Below are 21,224 nucleotides of genomic sequence, written 5' to 3'. Positions count from 1 at the left end.
CGTTTCTATGTCTGGGCGAGATAGTCGATCAGCACCGCCATCGCGGCGCGCGCCTCATCCTGATTGCCCTGATGGATGGCGCGGATGACGGCGACATGCAGCGCGATGGCGCGATCCATGCGCTCCGGGCTTGCCGTCGAATACCAGAGGCGACGTGAATGCGTCTGCACCGGGCCGAGCGCTGCCATGATGAAGCCGTTCGGGCAGGCCTCCTCAAGGATTTCGTCGAAAGCCTTGTCGGCGGCGAAGAAGCCGGCGAGATCGCCGGTGACGGCGCATTCCTCCATCGCACGCGCGCAGTCGATGAGGCGTTCACGCTGCTCGTCGGTTGCATGTTCGGCAACGAGGCTAGCTGCGATCGGCTCCAGCTCGCGGCGCACCTGCATGACATTGCCATGGTCCTCCGGCGCGATCTCGGCCACCTGCAGCCCGACGCGCGGCTTCACCAGGATCAGCCCCTGCCAGGCAAGCTTCTGGATCGCCTCGCGCACCGGCGTACGCCCATGGCCCGCCATATCGATTAGCTGTTTTTCGGTAACCAGCGCCCCGGGCTTCAGCGCCAGCGTGACGATCAGATGCTCGAGCGCGAGATAAGCTAGATGGCTCTGTGACGTCTGCATGCTGGAGTCCAATGCCACTGATATATCTTATGTGCGTGCCGCATCCGGCGCGGTCATCTGATATATCATCATGCCGACAACATGTTAACCACCCGTCTCAAGGCTAAGTGCCCATGAAGGATGGCTTCGTGGAAGCCTATCCCTTCAGCGTTCAGTGCCATCGAACTCGCTATGAGATATCGACGTCCCGCACCCGACGATTGTCATGCGCGAGACGAAATGCTTCGATGGAAGCCATGAGGCAGTTTCATGGAGTCTGGAATGTCTTCTGACGACGTTGATCTCAATCTTCTGCGCGTATTCGATGTCCTGATGCAAGAGCGGAGCGTGACGAGCGCTGCCGATCATCTGGGCCGGACCCAATCCGCGGTCAGTCACTCGCTCGCCAAGCTTCGCATCATTTTCAAGGACGAGCTTTTTACCCGCGACGGCGGATTGATGAGGCCAACGCCGCGCGCATTAGAGCTTATCGGGGGCATATCTGATGCCCTCGGAAAAATTCGCACGTCGATCGGACGATATAAACTGTTCGACCCGGCAACGACCGAACGAAAGTTCCGCGTGGGGCTCACCGACTATCATGCGATGATTTTCCTCCCGGGTCTCATCCGGGAATTCTCCAGACAGGCGCCACACGCCACCCTGAATGTCATCCCTGCGAACCGCGCCGAAGCCGAAAGCGCAGATTATTTCCGCCAGGTCGACTGCACTTTGACGGGCGCAAGTCTGAAAGACGACCCCAACCTGACAAAAACCGAGCTTGGACAGGACAGGATGCTGTGTGCCGTTTGGAGTGGCAGCCAAATCGCCAAGGTTCCGTTGAGTTTGGAAGATTACCTTACAGCCTCTCACCTTCAAATTTCCGCCGATGGTCTTTCTGAGGGGTTGGCGGATGGGGCACTCAAAGAGCGTGGCCTTAGGCGAAAGGTCGTTGCAACCATTTCGAACTACTTGGTGATGCCCTGGGTGCTCAGAGGGACCGACTTGATCACGCATTGTGGCGACGGCATTTTTCAAATGCTTGATGAAGCAAGCGAGGTGACACTCCTGTCGCCGCCTATTCCCATTCCCTCAGTCAGCACGAACCTCGTCACTCATCGGCAGATGTCTGCCGATCAGGGAACACTCTGGCTGCGTCGATTGATAACCGAATTGTACCACGCCGCTCAAATCAGAAAAAACGAACTCATACTGGCAAACAATATCGTCGCGCGATGAGGAGCGTCGACAAGCATCCAAGCGTCATCATCCGGCTGTGTGCCCGGCGTTAGATATGGATGCGAGGAAATTACGGCCGCGGCACCGAATGAATTTCATTCATAAAGTTGATGACGACAATCAATTTGACGATTAGCCGCTAGCGAGCCACCCTCTTTTACAGAATTAAAAAAGGGGATCATTCAATTCGAAAATACTGGCTACAGTTTTCGGCGCAGCAATCGCCGCCCATGCATGCCCCGTCTGGGCGGGGACATTGGACGACGTTAAGGCAAAAGGTGTGCTCACATGTGGGACAAATCCGGCAACGGCGGGTTTCAGCGTCCCTGACAACGATGGGAAATGGACAGGCTTCGTCGTCGACTACTGCCGTGCTGTGGCCGCTGGCGTCCTCGGCGATGCCACGAAGGTCAAGTTCATACCGCTCAACGCCAAGGATCGATTTACTGCGCTCCAGTCCGGTGAGATCGACATCCTGGCCCATAATGCGACCTGGACATCCTCGCGCGACACCTCCCTTGGTATCATCTTTGCCGGCACTTATTTCTACGACGGCCAAGGCTTTATGGTTCGCAAGTCCGAGAAAATACAGTCTGCTAAGAATCTGGATGGTGCTTCGATTTGCGTTTCGCAGGGGACTACTGCCGAGTTGAACCTTGCCGACTATTTCCGCACCAACGGCATGAGCTACAGTGCCGTCGGTTTTGCGGATGAAGAGGCTGTTATCAAGGCCTACGAAGAAGGGCGTTGCGACGTTTTTTCCGCAGACACATCGAGCTTGAACGCTGCGCGCATTCGTATGGCGAAGCCCGAAGAGAATGTTGTGCTCCCTGAAATCATTTCGAAGGAGCCGCTGGGTCCGGCAGTCCGCCAGGGTGACGACCAGTGGCTGAACGTCGCCAAGTGGACGCTCAATGTTATGCTGGCTGCCGAAGAATTCGGCGTCACCTCGAAGAATATCGACGAAATGAAGCATTCCGACGATCCGAACATTCGCCGCCTCCTGGGCGTCGAAGGAAGCTTCGGCAAGGACGTCGGGCTCGGAGAAACCTGGTCTCAGGACATCATCAAGCAGGTCGGCAACTATTCCGAGATTTTCGAGCGTTCGATCGGCAAGGAATCTCCCTTAAAGATAGAACGTGGCGTGAATGCGCTCTGGAACGCCGGTGGCCTTCAGTACGCACCCCCCATCCGTTGATCCACGAGGCCGCCACGAGGAGCGGCGGCCTCTTCATAGTTGGAGGAACGAATGGTTGCCATCTCTCAGCCTACGCAGGTGCGCAGGAACTTCTCGTTCTATGACAAAAAGCTTCGCGGGATCGCTTATCAAACCGCATTGGCTGTGAGCCTTGCAGTGATCATCGCCGGGGTTGCAACCCAAACTGTTTCCAACATGAAACAGCGCGGCATTCCTCTTACCTTTGATTTCTGGAAGCAGACGTCAGGCTTCCAGATCAATCAGACGCTGATCCCATACGACAGCTTATCGACGTACGGCCAGGCTTTTTGGGTGGGTGTTGCCAATACGCTCCTGGTCAGCGCAATCGGTATCATGCTTGCCACGGTCATCGGCTTCCTCGTCGGTATTTCTCGCCTTTCCGCCAACTGGATAGCAGCCAAGGTCGCGGCCTCATATGTCGAAGTCATCCGCAATGTCCCGCTGCTGCTTCAACTTCTGTTCTGGTACAATGCAGTCCTCAAGCCGCTGCCTGCTCCAAAGGCATCGATCTCCCTTCCAGGGGGAATCTACCTCAACAACCGCGGAATAATAATGCCGGCGGTTGAGCTTCAGGCAGGGGCCGGCTGGATCGGTGTGGCAGTTGTTGCCGCGGTGGCTGTGGCTGTCGCATTTGGAGCCTACACTCGGACGGTCCAGAAGCGAACGGGCAAGCAGCTTCCGATCTTACTCGTCACCCTAATCGCCCTTATCGGGCTGCCCCTGCTTGCTTCTCTGGTGGTGGGCAACCCCTGGACCTTCATCTATCCGGAATTGAAGGGTTTCAATTTCCGCGGCGGCCTGCAAATCTATCCCGAGTTCGCGGCTCTCCTGATCGGTCTTTCTGTCTACACCGCGTCATTCATCGCCGAGATCGTCCGTGGCGGCATTCAGGCCGTTTCCAGGGGGCAGACAGAAGCAGCCCACGCACTCGGTTTCTCGAACGGCAAAACGTTGCGCCTCGTTGTGGTCCCGCAAGCTTTGCGGATCATCATCCCGCCTCTGACCAGTCGATATCTGAATTTGATCAAGAACTCGTCGCTCGCTGTTTTCATCGGTTATCCCGACCTCGTTCAGGTCTTCGCAGGATCGGTGCTCAACCAAACGGGAGCGGCGGTCCAGGTGATGGCCATAACGCTCGCAGTCTATCTCGTCATCTCCTTGATCACATCGGCCGCCATGAACGGCTTCAATCAGCGTTTCGCGCTCGTGGAGAGATGAGATGAACGAAACTCTTCATGCACCGGCTCCATATCAGCATGAATATCTGCCTGCTGTCCCGCCTCCGGGCGACATCCAGCCCGGCCTCGTGACTTGGACACGAAAGAACCTGTTCTCAAGTCCCTTTTCCTGCCTGTTGACCGTGTGCTTCACCGGTCTGGCGGTGTGGCTCGTTTCGCAATTCCTGAGCTTTGCGTTGTTTAAGGCGGTGTGGAGCGGTGACAGCGAAGCCTGTCGCATCAATCCCGACGGTGCATGCTGGTCCTTTATCGGCGCTAAACTGAACTATCTTCGCTATGGAGCATATCCAGCAACCGAGCGCTGGCGCGTCGACTTAACGCAGGTGGTTGGTGCTTCCTTGATCGGTTGGCTCCTATGGCGGAATGCCCCGCGTCGGAACATGGCAGCACTGCTGTTTTTCGGAATCTATCCCATTGTGGCGTTTGCGCTGCTTCGTGGCGTGGCAACGATTGGCCTACCGGTCATAGACACCACCCTCTGGGGCGGGATGATGATCACCCTCTTGATGTCCGTCATAGGGATCGTGTTTTCGCTGCCATTTGGTATCGTTCTCGCGCTCGGCAGACGTTCCGAACTCCCTATCGTCAAAGCCGTTTGCGTCTTCTATATCGAGGTTGTCCGAGGCGTACCGTTTATCACCGTGCTCTTCATGGCGAACTTCATGATGCCCCTCTTCGTGCCTGAGGCGCTTACGCCGGACAGGCTTTTGCGCCCGATGATCGGCACTGCCCTCTTCTCCGCGGCTTACATGGCCGAGGTGGTGCGTGCCGGCCTGCAGGCTATCCCCAGTGGGCAATACGAAGGCGCTCAGGCTCTGGGCCTCGGCTACTTCACGATCATGCGGCTCATCATCCTGCCTCAAGCGCTCGCGATCGTGATTCCCGGCATCGTTTCGACATTCATAGGACTTTTCAAGGATACGACGCTCGTCGCGATTGTCGGCATAGCGGACTTCCTGCGAGCGATTGAAACGGCCCGCATCGATCCGACCTGGGCGGGGCCAACGATCTCGTCAACCGGCTACCTATTCGCCGCGGTTGTCTACTGGATCTTCTGCTTTGGGATGTCTCGGTATTCCATGTCCGTGGAACGTCATCTCGCGCGCGGTCACAAATCATAGGAAATCTCGATGCTGGACAATCCGAAATACGCGCCGGCTGGTGACGTCGAGACCGCAGTTGAGCTTCAGGCCTGAGGTGATCGTCCCGCCCGTTCAATCGCGCGGCTGGCGCACACATTACTACTAGGAATCTAAGCCGATGATACAGTCACGTGTGCCGGCGACCAGGAAACTGGCCGCTACGGAGTTGAGCTTTGATGTTGTTCATGATCGCAGCCAGTTCGGGTCAGCGAAATGGGCCAACCAATGGGATGAATTCTCTCCCCGCGTCGAGGGCGATGGACTGGTGTCGCTTTGGACGGCCGACATGGACTTTCGTGCGCCAGAGCCGGTGATTGCACGCCTGCGCGAGGCCGTTGACCATGGTATTTATGGCTATACGAAGCGCGATCCGCACCACTACGAAATCGTAAAATCGTGGTTCGAGCGCCGCCACGGCTGGAACGTTGATATCGAGACGCTGCTTCCTGCTCCGGCGATCATGCCCTCAGTCGCGGTGATTTTACGCACCTTTACGCAGCCCGGTGACGGCGTCATCGTTCAAGCTCCGGTCTATTCCCCATATTTCCAAGTCATCCGCGAGAACGGCAGGAACCTCCTCATCAACCGCCTGAGGCTTGTGGACGGCGCCTACGAGCTCGATCTGGAGGATTTTGAACGGCAAGCTGCAAGCGGTGCCCGCGCATTTTTATTGTGCAATCCGCACAACCCTGCTGGAAAGGCCTGGACACGTGAGGAGCTTCAGAGCCTCGACGCGATGTGTGAGCGCCATGGCATTCTGGTCATCTCCGACGACATTCACTGCGATATTCGACTAAACGACCGCCCCCACACGGTATACTCCTCTATCAGCGACGCCGCGGCAGCGAAATCCTTCATCTGCACTGCTCCGACTAAGACATTCAACTTGGCCGGTGTACCTGCGGCTACCCTCTCGGTTGCGGACCCGAAACGCCGCGAGGAGCTGTTCCAAGCCATGCAAGCATCGTTCATGCTGAACGCGAATTATTTCGGGCGGTTAGCACTTGAAATCGCATATAGCTCGGGCGATCAGTGGCTCGACGGCCTTACATCCTATGTCCAGGAGAATGTCGATCTCGTATCGAGCATCGCGGCCAGCGATCTTCCGGGCATCAGGCCCATGCGACCGGACGCATCATATCTGATCTGGCTGGACGCACGGGGGTTAGACGCAAAAGTGGGAGGCGTTCATCGATTCTTCGTCGAACGGGCTGGGGTCAACTTGTACGATGGACGCGTCTATGGGCCAGGTGGAGAAGGCTTCATCCGCCTCAACGTCGGTTGTCCGCGCTCAGTCCTCGCGGAAGCGTTGGGACGCATGGCACGCGCCCTTGCATCTCTCTAGCCATTGGTCGCCCGCCTTTTACTCATGCCGCAGCGCCTCGATCGGATTGAGCTGTGCCGCCCGTCTTGCCGGGAAATAGCCGAAGATCATGCCGATTGCGGCGGAGAAGAGGAAGGCGACGGCGACCATCATCGGGCTGAAAACGAAGGGGACTTTTAGGAGCGTCACCGCGCCGAAGCCGAGGCTCAGGCCAAGCACGATGCCGGTGATGCCGCCGAACAGTGACAGCGCCACCGCTTCGACCAGGAACTGGGTCAGCACCTGGTTTTCGAGCGCGCCGATCGCCAGGCGAATGCCGATTTCGCGGGTGCGCTCGGTGACGGAGACCAGCATGATGTTCATGATGCCGATGCCGCCGACGAGCAGGCTGATGGCGGCGACGGCGCCGAGCAGGCCGGTCAGCAACGTCGTCGTGCCGGTCATCGCCTCGGCGATCTGGGTCATGTCGTTGACGTTGAAATCGTCCTGCCGGCCGGGCACGATCTTGCGGCGCTCGCGCAGCAGATCTTCGACATCGGACTGCACCTTGGCTGTGGAGACGCCGTCGCGCGCCGAGATGATGATCTGCGGCACGTTGCTGTTGCCGCTGATGCGCCGCTGGAACACCTTGACCGGCATGATGACGACATCGTCCTGGTCGGTGCCCATGCCGGACTGGCCGCGCTTGGCGAGCACGCCGATAACCGGGCATGAAACCTTACCGACGCGGATCTGCTGACCGATCGGATCGGCGGCGCCGAAGAGCTGCGAACGCACCGTCTCGCCGATGATGCAGCGGGACTGGCCGCGTTCCTCGGCGGGGGTAAAATTGCGGCCGAGCGCCAGGCTCCAATCCTGCGCCACGAAATAGTCGTTGGTGGTGCCGGAGACGCTGGTCGAATGGTTCTGGCCGCCAAAAATCACGGTCGCGGTGGACTGGTTGAGCGGCGCCACGGCTCTAAGGCCGCCGATCTGATCGCGGATGGCGGCGACATCCTTGACGCTGAAGCGTTTGGCCTCGGAGCTCGCCCGGCCGGGGCCGAACTGGCCGGGGCGGACGAACAGCATGTTGGTGCCGAGCCGCGACAGTTCGGTCGAGACCTGTGCGGTCGTGCCATTGCCGATCGTCACCAGCGCGATAACGGCGGCGACGCCGATGACGACGCCGAGCACAGTCAGGAACGAGCGCAGCATGTTTCGGCTGATGGCGCGCAGCGCCAGCTTCAGCGTCTCAAAGAACATGATCCGCCCTCCTGCGATGCTCGACCTCGGTCTCCAGCTTGCCGTCGACGAACCTGAACAGCCGCTGCGCATAGGCGGCGATATCGGGTTCGTGCGTGACCATGACGATGGTGATGCCCTGCTCGCGGTTCAGCCGGGTCATCAGATCCATGATCTCGATGCTGGTTTTCGTGTCGAGATTGCCCGTGGGCTCGTCGGCGAGCAGCAGCGCCGGTTCGGTGACGATGGCGCGGGCGATGGCGACGCGCTGCTGCTGACCGCCCGATAGTTCCTGGGTCTTGTGATGTTCGCGGCCGGACAGCCCGACCAGCGCCAGGGCTTCGCGGGCTCGTTCGCGCCGCTCGCGCACCGCCATCCCGCGATAGATCAGCGGCAGCTCGACATTTTCGACGGCCGAGGTGCGCGACAACAGGTTGAAGCCCTGGAAGACGAAGCCGAGCATATGGCGGCGCAGAAGCGTCAGCTGGCTTCGGTCGAAGCCACTGGTCGGAATACCTTCGAAGATGTAATCGCCAGCACTCGGCACGTCGAGGCAGCCGAGGATGTTCATCGCCGTCGACTTGCCGGAGCCCGATGGGCCCATGATCGCGACGAATTCGTGAGTGTTGATTGCAAGGTCGACATGGTCGAGCGCGCGGATCGCCGCTTCGCCTTCGCCGTAGATTTTCGAGACCTGCCTGAATTCGATGAGCGGCGGGCTTGCCATCCGTCTCTCCGCCTAGTTCGCACGCGTCGTGGCGTCGGTCACCAATGCGTCGTTTTCCTTGAGGTCACCGGAGGCGACCTGGGTGAACTGACCGTCGGACGAGCCGACCTGGATGACGACAGGCGTGGGCCGGCCGTCGCGCAGCACCCAGACGCGCCGCTGCGCTCCCGTCAACGCCTGACCTGAATTGCCGCCGCGCTGACGTGGTGGGCCGAAGATCCCGAAAATGCCGCGGCCGCGCCTTTCGGCTTGCGGGGGAGCATAACGTAGCGCGGTGTTCGGCACCATCAGCGTGTCCTTGACAGCTTCGACGGTGATGTCGGCCGTCGCCGTCATGCCGGGACGCAGCAAGAGGTCGGCATTGTCGACGGAGAGGACCGCCTTATAGGTCACAACATTGTTGACCACTTCGGAGGCGAAGCGGATCTGCTCGATCTCAGCCGGAAAGCTCCGGTCGGGATAGGCGTCCACTGAAAACTTCGCCTTCTGGCCGACAGCGATCTGGCCGACATCGGCCTCGTCGACATCGACCTGCAGCTCCATCTTCTTCAAATCGCCGGCGATGGTGAAAAGGATCGGCGCCGAAAGCGAGGCTGCGACCGTCGCACCCGGATTGACGGCACGGGTGAGGATCACGCCGTCGATCGGCGAGATGATCTTCGCCTTGGCGAGATTGACCTCGGCAAGCTGCAGATCGGCCTCCGAGGCCAGGACCTCGGCTTCGTTGATCTGTTTGGCGGCGACGGCGGAATCATATTTGTAGCTGGCGTCGTCGAGGCTCTGCTGGGTGGAGACGTTGCTCTTGACCAGGCTCTTCAGCCGCTCGAGCGAGGTGCTTGCTGATTGCAGGTCGGCATTGGCCTTGGCGACATTCGCCTTGGCCGAATTGAGCTTGGCGCGTGAGCTCTTCACATCCGCCTCGAGCTTGTTGGTGTCGAGTTGCGCCAGCACGTCGCCCGATTTGATCGTGCTGTTGTAATCGACGTTGACGTCGCGGACCGTGCCGGAAAGTTCGCTCGATATATCGACCTGCTCGGTCGGCTGCACCGAGCCGGTGGCGGTGACGAGCACCGTCAGGTCGCCGCGTTTTGCCGGCTGGGTGGCATAGCTCACTTCGCTTTGCCCGCGCCCCACATAGAAGTATGCGGCGCCGGCTGCAGCGGCGACGAGAATCAGCAGAATAAGCAGACGTCCGCGCCAGCGGCTGCGCTTGCCCTGCCGTCCCGATGCGGCAAGGACCGCTGCGAGATCGGACGCGCCGTTTGTCTCTGCCCCGGTCTTCTTGCTGGCTCCGGTATCGTTCATGTCATCCTCGATCAGTCGGGAGCCGTCTCGGCCCCGCTGCGAAATAAGCACAGCGCAGATGAACCGGGCATTAGCATTGCCGCCGAAGTGGCACGGAATTGCGGACGGGGGAAATGAAATATTGGTAAGGAAAGTCAAGTTTTGGCGGGGAAGCGCACGTCAGTCAGCATCTTCGGCATATTGCCCCGCGCCCGGCAGCGGATGCAGCCAGGGCTCGCGCCGTTTAATCCAGACTTCGTAGTCCGGCGCAAGGTCGCTCGGCGGATCGTCGAGCGAGCCGAGGCGGATTTCTGTCGTCTCCTGCTGCAGGCAGAACAGCCTGCCGCCGCAGGCGGGGCAGAAGCTGCGACCGGCGAAGGTGGCGATCTCGCCGCTGTGGGAAAAAGCCCGGCGCGGCCAGACCGCGAAGAAGACGAAGGCGGAGCCGCTCGATTTGCGGCAATCGGCACAGTGGCAGAGGCCGACACGAAGCGGTTCGCCTTCCACGCGATAGGCAACCGCCCCGCATAGACAGCTTCCGGTGCGGATCCTCATGGGGCGGCCGTCAGGCGTCGAGACTGGTGGGCAAGCCCGGCGGGCGCCGCTTGGCCGCCATCAGCAGATCGAGTTCGGTTGCGGAGGGGCCGAACTTCTCGTAGAGGCGCTTGGCCTCCTCGTCATCAAGCCGGTATTTCCTGGCAAATTCGCTGATGCTATAGGGGCGCCCACGCAACACTCTTCGCGCCGGGGTCGCCGTATTCGGTGCGTCGGACATGGGTTTCTCCTTTCTTTGCATGCCTTTTAAGCTAGTGCGACAAGGTCAATTGGAAAGAGGCGGCGGGCTGCAGCGGCTCTTCCGGCATGGGTGGATCGGGTGGATTGCGGAACCTTCCCGCCACCACCGGCATTGTCAAAGCGAGGTTGCGGGCCGCGCTAAGCGGACGCGACGGTGCTGGAGAACATCGGGATTTTTCCGCTTTCTCCCGATGGCCAACGAAATGGCAGGCGAGCTCCCTACCCGCCCGGTCCGCTTCCTCATCGCTGTTTTCGAAACGAGATCACGAAATATTAAAATTGGGAACACATGCGCCTCAGCGAGGTTCTTCCCTCGGGGTCGACGTGGCCTCGTTCAAACCGAAGGAGAACCGTATGGCAAACCAAGGTGGAACCCACGAACAGCACGTCAAAGCTGGGCAGCAGAGTCACAAGAACGACTCCAACGCCCGCAGCTCCTCTTCAGGTGGCAGCGACGCGCAGTCCAGCGGGACCCGCGGCGGCAGCCATGAACAGCATGTAAAAGCTGGTCAACAGAGCCACAAGAACAGCCAGTAAAGCTGTCTTGATTTGAAAATTTCCGGCTCGCGCTTCGGCGCGGGCCTTTCTTGCGCGCTCAAGACAGACGCCGGCCGTCCTCGCCAAAGAGGTGCAGCACAGCGGGATCGAGATGGAGCGGCAGGCTGTCGCCTGATTTCATCCGTTGTTGGCCGGCAAAAACGGCGATGAGCTTCTTTCCACCTGAGTCGGCGTGGACGACGGTCTCCGAGCCCAGTTCCTCGACAAGAGTGATGCGGGTGTCCAGCTTGCGCGCACCAGTTCCATCGGCAAGGGTGATGTGCTGGGGCCGGATGCCGATGCTGACCCTTTCGCCGATTGGGCGCGTCTCTTTGGCAATCACCGAGAGACGGTGGCCGCCGACGGTTTCCACCTCGGCGAAACCATTCTCATGGCCGATGATCGCACCTTCCAGGAAATTCATGTGCGGCGCGCCGATGAAACCGGCGACGAAGCGGTTGGCCGGCGTGTTGTATAGTTCCAACGGCGTTCCCACCTGTTCGATCCTGCCGCTTCGAAGCACGACGATGCGGTCGGCAAGCGTCATCGCCTCGACCTGATCGTGGGTGACGTAGATCATCGTCGCCTTCAGGCGGGCGTGGAGGGCGGCGAGTTCGGCGCGCATGCTGACCCGGAGTTCGGCGTCGAGATTGGACAATGGCTCGTCGAGCAGGAAGGCATCCGGCCGGCGGACGATGGCGCGGCCGATCGCCACGCGCTGGCGCTGGCCGCCGGAAAGCTGACCGGGACGGCGCTGCAGGAAGGGCTCGATTTCCAGCATGCGGGCGGCGTCAGCGATGCGCGCTTCGATCTCGGCCTTGGCCACCTTGGTATTCTCCAAACCGAAGGCCAGGTTTTCCCGCACGCTCATATGCGGATAGAGCGCATAGGACTGGAAGACCATGGCAAGGCCGCGGTCGGCGGCGCCGATCTCGGTCACATCCTTGCCGTCGATAGCGATGCTGCCGCCTGTGGGCTTGTCGAGGCCGGCGATCAGACGTAGCAGCGTCGATTTCCCGCAACCGGAAGGGCCGACGAAAGCGACGAACTCGCCATCGTCGACGGCAAGCGAGACATCACGGATGACCTCGACGGTGCCGAAATTCTTGACAATGTTCCTGAGCTCGAGCCCGCTCATGCACTCTCCTGTTTGACTATTTGAGTCCCGAGCCGGCAATGCCCGTGGTGATGAAGCGCTGCAGGAAGACGAAGATCAGCACGACCGGGATCATCGAGACGACCGTCATGGCGAGGATGTAGTGCCATTGCACGTTGAGCTCGCCGGCATAGACGTTGAGACCGACCTGCAGCGTATAGAGTTCCTTGCGCGACAGCACGATCAGCGGCCAGAGAAAATCGTTCCAGCGCCAGACGACCGAGAAGATCGCCAGCACCGCAAGCGCCGGCGCCGACAGCGGCAGGATGATGCGCCAGTAGATCTGCCATTCACTGGCCTTGTCCATGCGCGCGGCGTCGATCAGCTCGTCGGGGATGGTCAGCATATATTGCCGGAGCAGGAAGACACCCGTCGGGGTGGCGACCGTCGGCAGGATGACGCCCCAGAGGCTGTCGAAGAGGTTCAAGGTGCCGATGACGGAATAGAGCGGCACGACGATGACCGAAAGCGGCACCATCAGCGTCGCCAGGATCATCAGCATAACGGCAGTGCGGCCGGGGAACTGGTATTTCGACAGCGCGAAGGCGGCCATTGAATTGACCAGCAGCGTGATCGCCGTCGCGATGACGGTCACGAAGACGGAGTTGCGTAGGAACAGGAAGAAATCGAAGCGCTGGAACGGCTCGGTGTAATTGCCGGCGGCGAATTCGACCTGGCGCACCGGGGTGCGGTCCTTGATGTTCGCCTTGACGATTTCACCCGGCTGTTTCGGATCGACCATCTGGCCGATGATGCCGATGCGGCGGACTTCGGCGAGCACACGGCTGCTGCCATCGGGCATCGTCACGGTATAGAGCGGCAGCGGCTTGTCGTAACCCGGCACCACGGCCTGTTCGGTGACATAGGGCAGGAAGGATGGCGGGAACTCGGCAAGGGCGGCCGGCGTCTTGAAGGAGGAGAAGACCAGCCAGACGGCCGGGCCGAACATCAGGAAGACGCCCGAGATCAGCCAGATCCAGGTGACGACATCCGTCCAGTGCCAGCCGCGGCCGCGGCGGCGCAGCAGGAACGTGCCGACAGCGCTCATTGGCGTGTTCCCTTTTTCTCGTTACGGCTGCTGGCTCCGAGTTGGACCAGCGTCAGGATGACGAGCACGATGCCCATCAGGATCGAGGCGGCCGAAGCGAGCCCCGGATTGCGCAGTGAACTCGCAAAGCCGGTCTCGTAGATATATTGGGTGATGTACATGGTGCTGGTGCCCGGCCCGCCGCCGGTGAGCACGAAGACCTCGTCGAAGATCTGCACGGCGCGGATCAACGCCAGGACCAGGACGACGATGAGGTTCGGCATCAGCAGCGGCAAAGTGATGCGCCGGAAGATGCGGGTGGGGCTTGCCTTGTCCATCGCAGCCGCCTCGTAGAGATCCCGCGGGATCGCCTGCAGGCCGGCGAGCAGGATCAGCGCGTAAAAGCCCATATGCGCCCAGACCGAGACGAAGACGGCGAAGAAGAAGGCCCAGAAACGATCGCTGAGCCAGGAGAAGGGTTCGAAGCCGAAGGGGCTCAGCGCATAGTTCAGCAGGCCCTGGCGCTGCAAGATCCACTTCCAGATCAGGCCGACGACGACGGGCGACAGCAGCACCGGAAAGAAGAACACGGCCCGCCAGAAGCCCCGATTGGAAAGCTCGCGGTTGAGGATCAAAGCCGTTGCCAGCGCCGCGATCAGCATTGCCGTCACCTGGAAGACGACGAAGACGGCGGTGTTGCGCACAGCCGCCCAGAAGGTGTCGGCCGCGCAGGTCGAAGGGTCGAGATAAGAGCCGCAATCGAAGAGGATGCGATACTGGTCGGCGCCGACATAGGTCCTGTTCTGCAGGAAGATGCCGCTGCCGCTCGTCGTCGAATAGAGGAAGTTGATGACCAGCGGCAGGAGCACGAAGACGGTGAAGATCAGCATGTTGGGCGCCAGGAAGACACCCGCCATGCCGTTCAGCCCCGTCAGCTTCTGCCAGGCGCGCATGGGAACGTCGACCAGCCCCATGGCAAGCCGGACAGGCGCAACGAGCGCCTGCCGCAGACCGGCTTTCGCCGGCGGTTCAGAAGTAACCGTCTTCTCCGCCATCTGTTCTTCCGTCAGTTGCCGGCGACCTTGGCCTTGATGTCCTCGTCGATGCGGGCATAGGCGTCGTCGAGCTTCATTTCGCCGGCGATCACCTGGCTGATGCGGGCGACGATGGCGCTGTAATAGGCGTCCGACCACTTCCAGCCCGGCAGCTTCATGGCGGGTGCGGCCGTCTGGCCGGCGGATTCGACGAAGGCCTTCAGCGCCGCCTGCACATGCGGATTGTCGGTCTTGAAGTCCATCTGGCCGGCCGCCACCGCCTTATGCGCCGGAATGAACAGGCTCCGCTCGGCGAATTCCTTCTGCACGTCGGCGCCTGCCAGGTAATCCATCACCTTGGCGACGTCCTTCGGGTTCTTGGTATATTTGACGGCGACGAGACCGGCGCCGCCCTGCATGCCGGTGCAGGCGGCCGTACCGCAGGGGCTTCCCGCCATCACCCAATCGAAACTGTCGCCGATCTTCTGGGCGAAGCCCGAGATCTGCCAGCTGCCCGAATAATAATAGGCAAGGCCACCATTGATGAAGTCTTCGGCCGCGGCGCGATAGGTGGTGCCGGCAGCACTCACCCAGACATCCTTGTTGACGATGCCGTCCTCGTTCCACTTGACGAAGCGGCTGAGGAATTCCTTGGCGCCCTGATCGATCGGCGCCGGTTTGCCGTCGGCGGCGATATAGTTGGCGCCGTAGGAAATGTTCGGGCCAGAGACGCGGTGGCCGGAGCGGTCGATCGCCATGGCGAAGACCTTCTGGCTGTCCGCAACCTTCTTGGCGGCCGCCGCCCAGTCATCCCAGGTTGCCTTCGGGCCGGGGATTTCGACACCGGCCTGCTCGAACAGTGTCTTGTTGACGAAGCCGCCGGTCAGCGTCAGCTGCGTCATGAAGCCGGTGATGGCGTTCGAGCCGTCAGGGCGCATCCAGTCGGCCTGGGCGCCGAAATTGTCGTCCCAATATTTCGCGTCGGCAAGGAGGGGGCGAAGATCAAGCCAGTGCTGCGCCTGCGCCTTCAGATTGGTGACGCGGGCGATATCCGGCCCCTTGCCGGCTTCGAGCTGCACCGGCAGCTGTTCCTTGACGACGTCGTAGGAGACCTCGTCGAGGATGACGTTGATGTCGGGATTGGCCTTGGAGAAGCGCGCCAGCAGATCCTTGATAACAGCGCCTTCGCCGCCGTCGGAATACCACATGATGCGCACGTCGCCGGCATGGGCGGCAACGGAACTCATGAGAACAGCAGCCAAAGCCGCGCCGATCGATTTCATTCTGGTCATTTTCTCCTCCTCTTGACCGATGAATTCCCCTGCCCGGCCGGTCCTCCGCCTGCCGGACATCTCGTCTACGAGGCGGCGCGCCGAGGCTGCCTGCCGGGTATTTCCAAATGTACCGCGTCTCCCCGCACCGACCAGTCCGAAGGACGAAGAATACGGCCTTCGGCGCGCACAGTGCCGTCCTCCTCGAAGACGACCTGGCCATAATCCGGATCGACGACGATCAATGCGCCCTCGTCATCGCGGCGGGCCGAAAGCGTGGCGAAACGCGCCTGCATTCCGTCGAGGCCACCCTCGCGCTCAAGATCGGAGAGGCGGACGATCCAACGGCCGTTACGGCCGGCGAGGCGCAGTTCGATATCGGTGGTCGGGCCCTGCTTCACCGGCTCCAGCGCCCCATTGCCGATCAGCATTGCAAACCCGTTGCCGGAGCGGGCGAGCGCCAGGTTGCCTTCAACCATCGTGTCGTCGAAGGCTTCGAGGGGAAACCAGGCATGGGTGAAATCCGGCTGGCCCTCATGGATGGCGAAATCGAGGATCGCCAGATCGCGATACTGGTGCACACGCGGCAGCGTCCCGCAGCCGCCCCAGAAGCTTGGCCGGCCGTAGCCGAACTGAATGGTTTCGCCGGGATGGTTGATCCAGATCTGCGCTTCCGGCCGGTCGCCCAAGCGCAGCTGCAGCACCGTCTCCTGATAACCCCAGGCGCCGGGGCGATAATGGGCGATGGTGCCGAGCGCGGTGTCGCGCGTCTTATAGTGATAGAGCGCGGCGAAACTGTTCTCGCCCTGCGAGAATGTCCATTCCTGCGCGTCGTCGGACTGGTGCGCGGCGATTTCGGCAAGTGCTTCTGGAAAACGCAGGCCATGATCGCGGATGCAGACGGCAAGCTGCGGCAGCGCATGGACGCGCCGGCCGTACCAGCCGCGGCCCCAGAGCAGCCGGGCGATGGCGGACAGTTCCACCGAGCGGCCGGGACGCAGAGTATGTTCGTAGGAGCGGCCCTGGCTGCCGGTCAGCATGCCGTGATGGGCCGAGCGGGCGACGATCTCCATCAGGCGGACGATGCTGGCACTCGCCCGGGCGCGGATCGCCTCATCCGGCGCGCAGGCGGCGAGCGCCGTCAGGCCCTTGAGGTCGATCGGGAAATAGGGAACGGAATTCCACTCGGCCATTTCCCAGCGCTCGAAATGATCGAGCCAAGCGCGGACGCGCTCTTCGCCGACCTTCATCTGCTCGGCGCCGGTACGGCCGGAACGAACGAAGACGGCATCGGGGAAAAGCTTGCCGCCGAGATAGGCGGCGGTGTGGAAGAGGAGCGCGTGGTTTTCCGAAAAATACCACTGAACGTCGTTGCCCGGCTCGTCCATCCAATAGCGGTAATTGAGAACGGCGTGTTCGATCCTCTGCCTGAGAGCCTGCGACAGCAGATCGCTCCAGCGGGTATAGGCAAAGAGCAGCGGCACCAGCACGAAATCGGCGCAGTCGTGGCAATCCTCGATGACCGGCAGCATGGCCGAAATCATCGCTTCGGTCTCCTCACCGCCCTGCCCCAGAGCCAAACGCGCGAAAGCGCAGACAGTATCCGGCTCTGAATGAGCGGCGACTTCTTCAAGTGCCTCGGCGACGCGGTCCTCCAGCGCGGCGGGCGCTTGCCCCTGGCGTTGGGGATGACAGATCTCGACGCCGAGTGTGCGGCCGACGGAAAGTTCACCTGCCTTGAAGGTGATGCGGAAATGGCGGAAATCGGCGGGCATCCGCGCCGAGGTGCCAAGCGCCAGCTTGGTAGCGCCTTCCTCGAGCGCGAAGTCATAGTCGAAGCGCTCGCTCGACATGAAGTCGCCTTCGATCTCGACATGGCAGCTCAGCGCCACCGGCAGCGGCACGGGGAAAAGGATCGTCACGTCCTCGCCGAGATAGGCGGTGCGGTCGAAGCGCATGCCTTCGAGGATCGCCTCCAGGCCGTCCGCAGCATCGGCGGCGATCGGAACAGGAACAGCGGTTTCGACCTCAGGACCGTCGAGATAATCCAGCTGGAAATAGAAGCGGGCGTCGCGTTCGGCGAGATCGTCGAAAAAGATGCGGATCTCGTTGAGGCCGTCCGAAAGCTCGACCTCGAAAAGCTGCTGGGCTTCCAGATTGCGCTCGTAAGGCGCCATGAAGCCTTGCTCGCGGCCATTGACGAAAAGGATGGCGCCGCCGCAGGTCGACAGGCGAAGTGTGGCTCGCGCCGCTGAGCGGGCATCGAGGAAAGTGCGCGCCCAGCAGCCGATGCGGGTCGGGCGAAACCAGAAGCCGGAGAGATCGACACGCGGCGAGGCAAAGGGAAGCCACCAGCGAACGGGTTCGAATACGGCGGTCGGTTTCGGTCTTCGGCCGGAGAATGATTTTTTGAATTCGGTGCGGCAGGGATATTCGTGCGGGATGAAGTTCTTCGTCTTGGTGACGAAGAAAAACGGATCCATCCTGCCTTCCATCGGCCGGTCGGCGACGTCGTAGCGCTCTTGCGAGAGGTGGCCGAGCTGCCAATAGACAATCGGGCTCTGCTTGCCGGTGGCGCGGCGAAGATGGGATTTCTCAGCGGTCATGCTTCAGCTCGCTCGAGCCGTGAGACGTCGGAAACGCCGACGCATGGACTGGCGGTCAAGCCGCATCTTCAAAGCCTCCCTGCTCTGCCGCTTGTCGCGGACTCCTCTTGGGCAATTGTGCATAGGCATTCCGTTTGCGCAATCTGAAAGATTTTTGCATAAAGGAATGGGAGCGAGGAGAACGACATGGCGGCGGACGAGAAAAAAGGCAGACGCACGCGTCTCGACGATATCGCCGCCCGGTGCGGCGTCTCGATCAGCACGGTGTCGCGGGCGCTGGCCGGCGAAAAGGGCGTCAGGCCGGACATTCGCAAGCTGGTGCTGGAAACGGCAAGTGCCGTCAGCTACGCCGTGCCGGGAAGCGTCGCCGGCAAAAAGGTCATGCTCGTCGCCTCCGGCGCGGCGATGATCGATTATGTGCGCAACCAGTTCACGCTTTATGTGCTCGAAGGCCTGAATGCGCGGGCGGCGGCCCTCGGCATCGAACTGGCGATGCGACCGGTCGCCGACGAGGGGGATGAAGCGCGCGTCGTCGCCGAGATGCGGGATGATCCGAGTTTCGGCGGCATGCTGATCCTGACCGTCGACGAGGAGGATATGCTGGCGGCAGCCGCCGGTCTCGGCAAGCCCGTCGTGCTCGTCAATAGCGACGATCCCTATATGCGGCTTTCGAGCGTGACGCCCTGCAATCGCTCGGCCGCCTTCATCGCCGCCGAGCACCTGATCAAAACAGGGCATGAACGCATCCTATTCATGCTGCGGCCGGGACGGCGAACGATCGAGCGGCGCCTGGAAGGCTGGCGCGATGCCCTGCAGCATCATGGGCTGAAGGCCGATACCGATCTGGTGCTCGAGGTCGACGACTGGCTGCCGGAACTCGGCGCCGAGGCTCTCACCCGACTTGTCCGCGACAAGGGCCTCTCCTTCACCGCCGTCCTGACGGCGGGCGACAGCCTTGCCAACGGCGCAGTACGCGGATTGCAGGCGATGGGTTATGCCGTGCCGCAAGATGTCTCCGTCATGGGTATCGACGACCTGCCGCAGTCGGCCTTTCTTAATCCGCCACTGTCGACGGTGCATATCCCGATGCGCGAACTCGGCGCCACCGCCCTCGATCTGCTGCGCGACATGATGCTCGGCCTGGCCGCGCCGCGCCGCCGCGTCGAGCTTGCCTGCCACCTCGTCGAAAGGCGTAGCGTCGCAGCCGTCAGCCCAAATATCAGGCTTCGATGAAGCTCGCTTCGAACAGTTCGCGCGCATAGGCATCATGCATGGTGCCGGCCTGCAGATCCTCCCTGCTCAGTTCGTCGACGAAACAACCGTTCTTCATGATCAACACCCGATCGCACATATGGGCGATGACCGCGAGGTCGTGGCTGACGAGCAAATAGGTCAGTCCCTTTTCCTCACGCTGATCGGCAAGCAGGTTGAGGATTTCGGCCTGGACCGAGACATCGAGCGCCGATGTCGGCTCATCGAGCAGCAGGATGGGCGGCGACAGGATCAGCGCTCGGGCGATCGCCACGCGCTGCCGCTGACCGCCGGAAAGCTCATGGGGAAATCGATTGGCGAAGCTCGCGGGCAGTCCCACCTGGATCAACGCCTTTTCGACCTTCGACCAGATATCGGAATGGCGCATGGCGCGCAGCGGCTCGGCTAGCGCGGTGCCGATGCGATGGCGCGGATGCAGGGATCCGTAAGGGTCCTGAAAGACCATCTGGGCAAACTTCAATTCCTCGCGGGAGCGCTGCTTGCCGATCGGTCTGCCGCCAAGCTCGATCTGCCCGGCCCAGCCGGACTCCATTCCGGCAAGGCAACGCAGCACCGTCGATTTGCCGCATCCGGATTCGCCGACAATGCCGAGCGTCTCTCCCTGGGCGACTTGAAAACTGATGCCCCTGACGACATGGTTGCTGGATTTGCCGGAGGCAAAGACGACATCGAGGTCGCGGACATTGATCATTGCGCCGTCTCCAGATCGAGTTTTGCCCTGTCGAGAACCGCCAGCCGGCGAACCGGGTTCTTCGGGTCGGGCAACGCGGCTATCAACCCGCGCGTATAGGGATGGCGGGCCGCTTCGAGACTGGTCAGCGTCTCGACGATGCGGCCGGCATACATGACGATGATGCGCTCGCAAAAGGCCGCCACCATGCGAATGTCGTGGCTGATCAACAGCAGGCCGGAATTGTTCTCGCGGACCAGTTCATCGAGCAACAGCAGCACGTCCTTGCGAACGCTGACATCGAGCGCCGAGGTCGGTTCGTCGGCGATAACAAGCTTCGGCCGCGCCAGCAGCATCATGGCGATCATGACGCGCTGGCCCATGCCGCCCGATATCTGGTGGGGATAAAGCGCCATGACCCGATCCGGATCGCTGATGCGCACGCGCTCCAGCATGGCGCGGGCCGCGTCAAGCGCCTGGGTCTTGCCAAGACCAAGATGAAGGCGGGCGGCTTCGGCGACCTGCTTGCCGATCGAGAGCACCGGATTCAGCGAATAACGCGGATCCTGCATGATCAGCGCGATATCCTTGCCGCGAAGCGCACCCATTTGCCGCTCGCTTTTGGAAAGCAACGGATCGCCACCGAGGTCCAGGCGTTCGGCGGTGACGACCGCTGCCGGCGGCAGAAGGCGCATGATGGCGCGGCCCGTCGTCGATTTGCCAGAACCGGATTCTCCGACGATGCCGACACGTTCGCGCCCGACGTCGAAACTGACATTGGAAACGGCGGGCACGGCGCCGCGGCCGAAGCGAACGCTCAGTCCTTTGACGGACAGAACGGGTTGCAGATCATGGTCATTCAT

General features: G+C 61.2%; 20 protein-coding genes. 7 read left to right on the top strand and 13 right to left on the bottom strand.

Annotated features, from left to right (window positions below; genetic code table 11):
• Positions 1 to 5: 5 nt before the first annotated feature.
• On the bottom strand, positions 6 to 620 hold the full coding sequence (locus HJB89_RS25560) for a GntR family transcriptional regulator (RefSeq protein WP_207584202.1): 615 nt from the start codon (positions 618 to 620) through the stop codon (positions 6 to 8).
• Between the two features lie 261 nt (positions 621 to 881).
• Between HJB89_RS25560 and HJB89_RS25555 the strand changes: the two genes are divergently transcribed.
• The 5 genes from HJB89_RS25555 to HJB89_RS25535 all read left to right on the top strand — a co-directional run bounded on the left by HJB89_RS25555 (position 882) and on the right by HJB89_RS25535 (position 6,782).
• The gene (locus HJB89_RS25555; RefSeq protein ID WP_221132599.1) at positions 882 to 1,838 is read left to right on the top strand and encodes a LysR family transcriptional regulator; all 957 of its coding nucleotides are present in this window, start codon (positions 882 to 884) and stop codon (positions 1,836 to 1,838) included.
• A gap of 193 nt (positions 1,839 to 2,031) precedes the next feature.
• Positions 2,032 to 3,036 (top strand): amino acid ABC transporter substrate-binding protein, encoded by a 1,005-nt coding sequence (locus tag HJB89_RS25550; RefSeq protein WP_221150759.1) that lies wholly within the window; start codon positions 2,032 to 2,034, stop codon positions 3,034 to 3,036.
• Positions 3,037 to 3,087: 51 nt separating this feature from the next.
• Positions 3,088 to 4,275, top strand: coding sequence for an amino acid ABC transporter permease (locus HJB89_RS25545; protein WP_221150717.1), 1,188 nt, complete (start codon positions 3,088 to 3,090; stop codon positions 4,273 to 4,275).
• Position 4,276: 1 nt separating this feature from the next.
• Entirely contained in the window at positions 4,277 to 5,416 is a 1,140-nt protein-coding gene (locus HJB89_RS25540; RefSeq protein ID WP_221132598.1) for an amino acid ABC transporter permease, read from the top strand.
• Between the two features lie 139 nt (positions 5,417 to 5,555).
• A complete protein-coding gene (locus HJB89_RS25535; protein WP_207584197.1) occupies positions 5,556 to 6,782 on the top strand; it encodes a MalY/PatB family protein in 1,227 nt (408 codons plus the stop codon).
• 18 nt (positions 6,783 to 6,800) lie between these two features.
• Here HJB89_RS25535 and HJB89_RS25530 read toward each other — a convergent pair whose 3' ends face one another.
• The 5 genes from HJB89_RS25530 to HJB89_RS25510 form a co-directional block, all read right to left on the bottom strand.
• The gene (locus tag HJB89_RS25530) at positions 6,801 to 8,003 is read right to left on the bottom strand and encodes an ABC transporter permease (RefSeq protein ID WP_207584196.1); all 1,203 of its coding nucleotides are present in this window, start codon (positions 8,001 to 8,003) and stop codon (positions 6,801 to 6,803) included.
• Positions 7,993 to 8,709 (bottom strand): ABC transporter ATP-binding protein, encoded by a 717-nt coding sequence (locus tag HJB89_RS25525; RefSeq protein ID WP_221115957.1) that lies wholly within the window; start codon positions 8,707 to 8,709, stop codon positions 7,993 to 7,995. Before HJB89_RS25525 ends, HJB89_RS25530 begins: the two co-directional genes overlap by 11 nt.
• A gap of 12 nt (positions 8,710 to 8,721) precedes the next feature.
• Positions 8,722 to 10,014, bottom strand: a complete 1,293-nt coding sequence (locus HJB89_RS25520) for an efflux RND transporter periplasmic adaptor subunit (RefSeq protein ID WP_221115956.1) — start codon at positions 10,012 to 10,014, stop codon at positions 8,722 to 8,724.
• A 159-nt stretch (positions 10,015 to 10,173) separates the two neighbouring features.
• On the bottom strand, positions 10,174 to 10,548 hold the full coding sequence (locus HJB89_RS25515) for a GFA family protein (RefSeq protein ID WP_207584193.1): 375 nt from the start codon (positions 10,546 to 10,548) through the stop codon (positions 10,174 to 10,176).
• Positions 10,549 to 10,558: 10 nt separating this feature from the next.
• On the bottom strand, positions 10,559 to 10,768 hold the full coding sequence (locus HJB89_RS25510; RefSeq protein WP_164015325.1) for a hypothetical protein: 210 nt from the start codon (positions 10,766 to 10,768) through the stop codon (positions 10,559 to 10,561).
• A gap of 374 nt (positions 10,769 to 11,142) precedes the next feature.
• Between HJB89_RS25510 and HJB89_RS25505 the strand changes: the two genes are divergently transcribed.
• On the top strand, positions 11,143 to 11,325 hold the full coding sequence (locus HJB89_RS25505) for a hypothetical protein (RefSeq protein ID WP_221150716.1): 183 nt from the start codon (positions 11,143 to 11,145) through the stop codon (positions 11,323 to 11,325).
• Positions 11,326 to 11,383: 58 nt separating this feature from the next.
• On the opposite strand, the gene HJB89_RS25500 is transcribed toward HJB89_RS25505, so the two are convergent.
• From HJB89_RS25500 to HJB89_RS25480, 5 genes are all read right to left on the bottom strand, one after another.
• Positions 11,384 to 12,463, bottom strand: a complete 1,080-nt coding sequence (locus HJB89_RS25500; RefSeq protein WP_221150715.1) for an ABC transporter ATP-binding protein — start codon at positions 12,461 to 12,463, stop codon at positions 11,384 to 11,386.
• Positions 12,464 to 12,479: 16 nt separating this feature from the next.
• The gene (locus HJB89_RS25495; protein WP_207584185.1) at positions 12,480 to 13,529 is read right to left on the bottom strand and encodes a carbohydrate ABC transporter permease; all 1,050 of its coding nucleotides are present in this window, start codon (positions 13,527 to 13,529) and stop codon (positions 12,480 to 12,482) included.
• A complete protein-coding gene (locus HJB89_RS25490; protein ID WP_207584184.1) occupies positions 13,526 to 14,563 on the bottom strand; it encodes a carbohydrate ABC transporter permease in 1,038 nt (345 codons plus the stop codon). The genes HJB89_RS25495 and HJB89_RS25490 overlap by 4 nt, the downstream gene beginning before the upstream one ends.
• 11 nt (positions 14,564 to 14,574) lie before the next feature.
• Positions 14,575 to 15,834 carry an ABC transporter substrate-binding protein gene (locus tag HJB89_RS25485; RefSeq protein WP_207584183.1) on the bottom strand — a complete coding sequence of 420 codons (1,260 nt, stop codon included), beginning with the start codon at positions 15,832 to 15,834 and terminating at the stop codon, positions 14,575 to 14,577.
• Positions 15,835 to 15,899: 65 nt separating this feature from the next.
• Complete coding sequence (locus tag HJB89_RS25480) at positions 15,900 to 18,419, bottom strand: hypothetical protein (RefSeq protein ID WP_221150714.1); 2,520 nt, start codon at positions 18,417 to 18,419, stop codon at positions 15,900 to 15,902.
• Between the two features lie 186 nt (positions 18,420 to 18,605).
• On the opposite strand from HJB89_RS25480, the gene HJB89_RS25475 reads away from it, so the two are divergent.
• On the top strand, positions 18,606 to 19,652 hold the full coding sequence (locus tag HJB89_RS25475; RefSeq protein ID WP_207584181.1) for a LacI family DNA-binding transcriptional regulator: 1,047 nt from the start codon (positions 18,606 to 18,608) through the stop codon (positions 19,650 to 19,652).
• Here HJB89_RS25475 and HJB89_RS25470 read toward each other — a convergent pair.
• Both HJB89_RS25470 and HJB89_RS25465 read right to left on the bottom strand, forming a co-directional pair.
• Complete coding sequence (locus HJB89_RS25470; RefSeq protein WP_221150713.1) at positions 19,639 to 20,382, bottom strand: ABC transporter ATP-binding protein; 744 nt, start codon at positions 20,380 to 20,382, stop codon at positions 19,639 to 19,641. The genes HJB89_RS25475 and HJB89_RS25470 overlap by 14 nt on opposite strands.
• Positions 20,379 to 21,224, bottom strand: a complete 846-nt coding sequence (locus HJB89_RS25465; RefSeq protein WP_207584311.1) for an ABC transporter ATP-binding protein — start codon at positions 21,222 to 21,224, stop codon at positions 20,379 to 20,381. The genes HJB89_RS25470 and HJB89_RS25465 overlap by 4 nt, the downstream gene beginning before the upstream one ends.

The sequence above is a fragment of the Rhizobium sp. NZLR8 genome (assembly GCF_019685025.1).
Taxonomy (GTDB): domain Bacteria; phylum Pseudomonadota; class Alphaproteobacteria; order Rhizobiales; family Rhizobiaceae; genus Rhizobium.
Note: the sequence above shows the minus strand (reverse complement) of the source record. Positions and strands in the feature narration are given on the sequence as shown.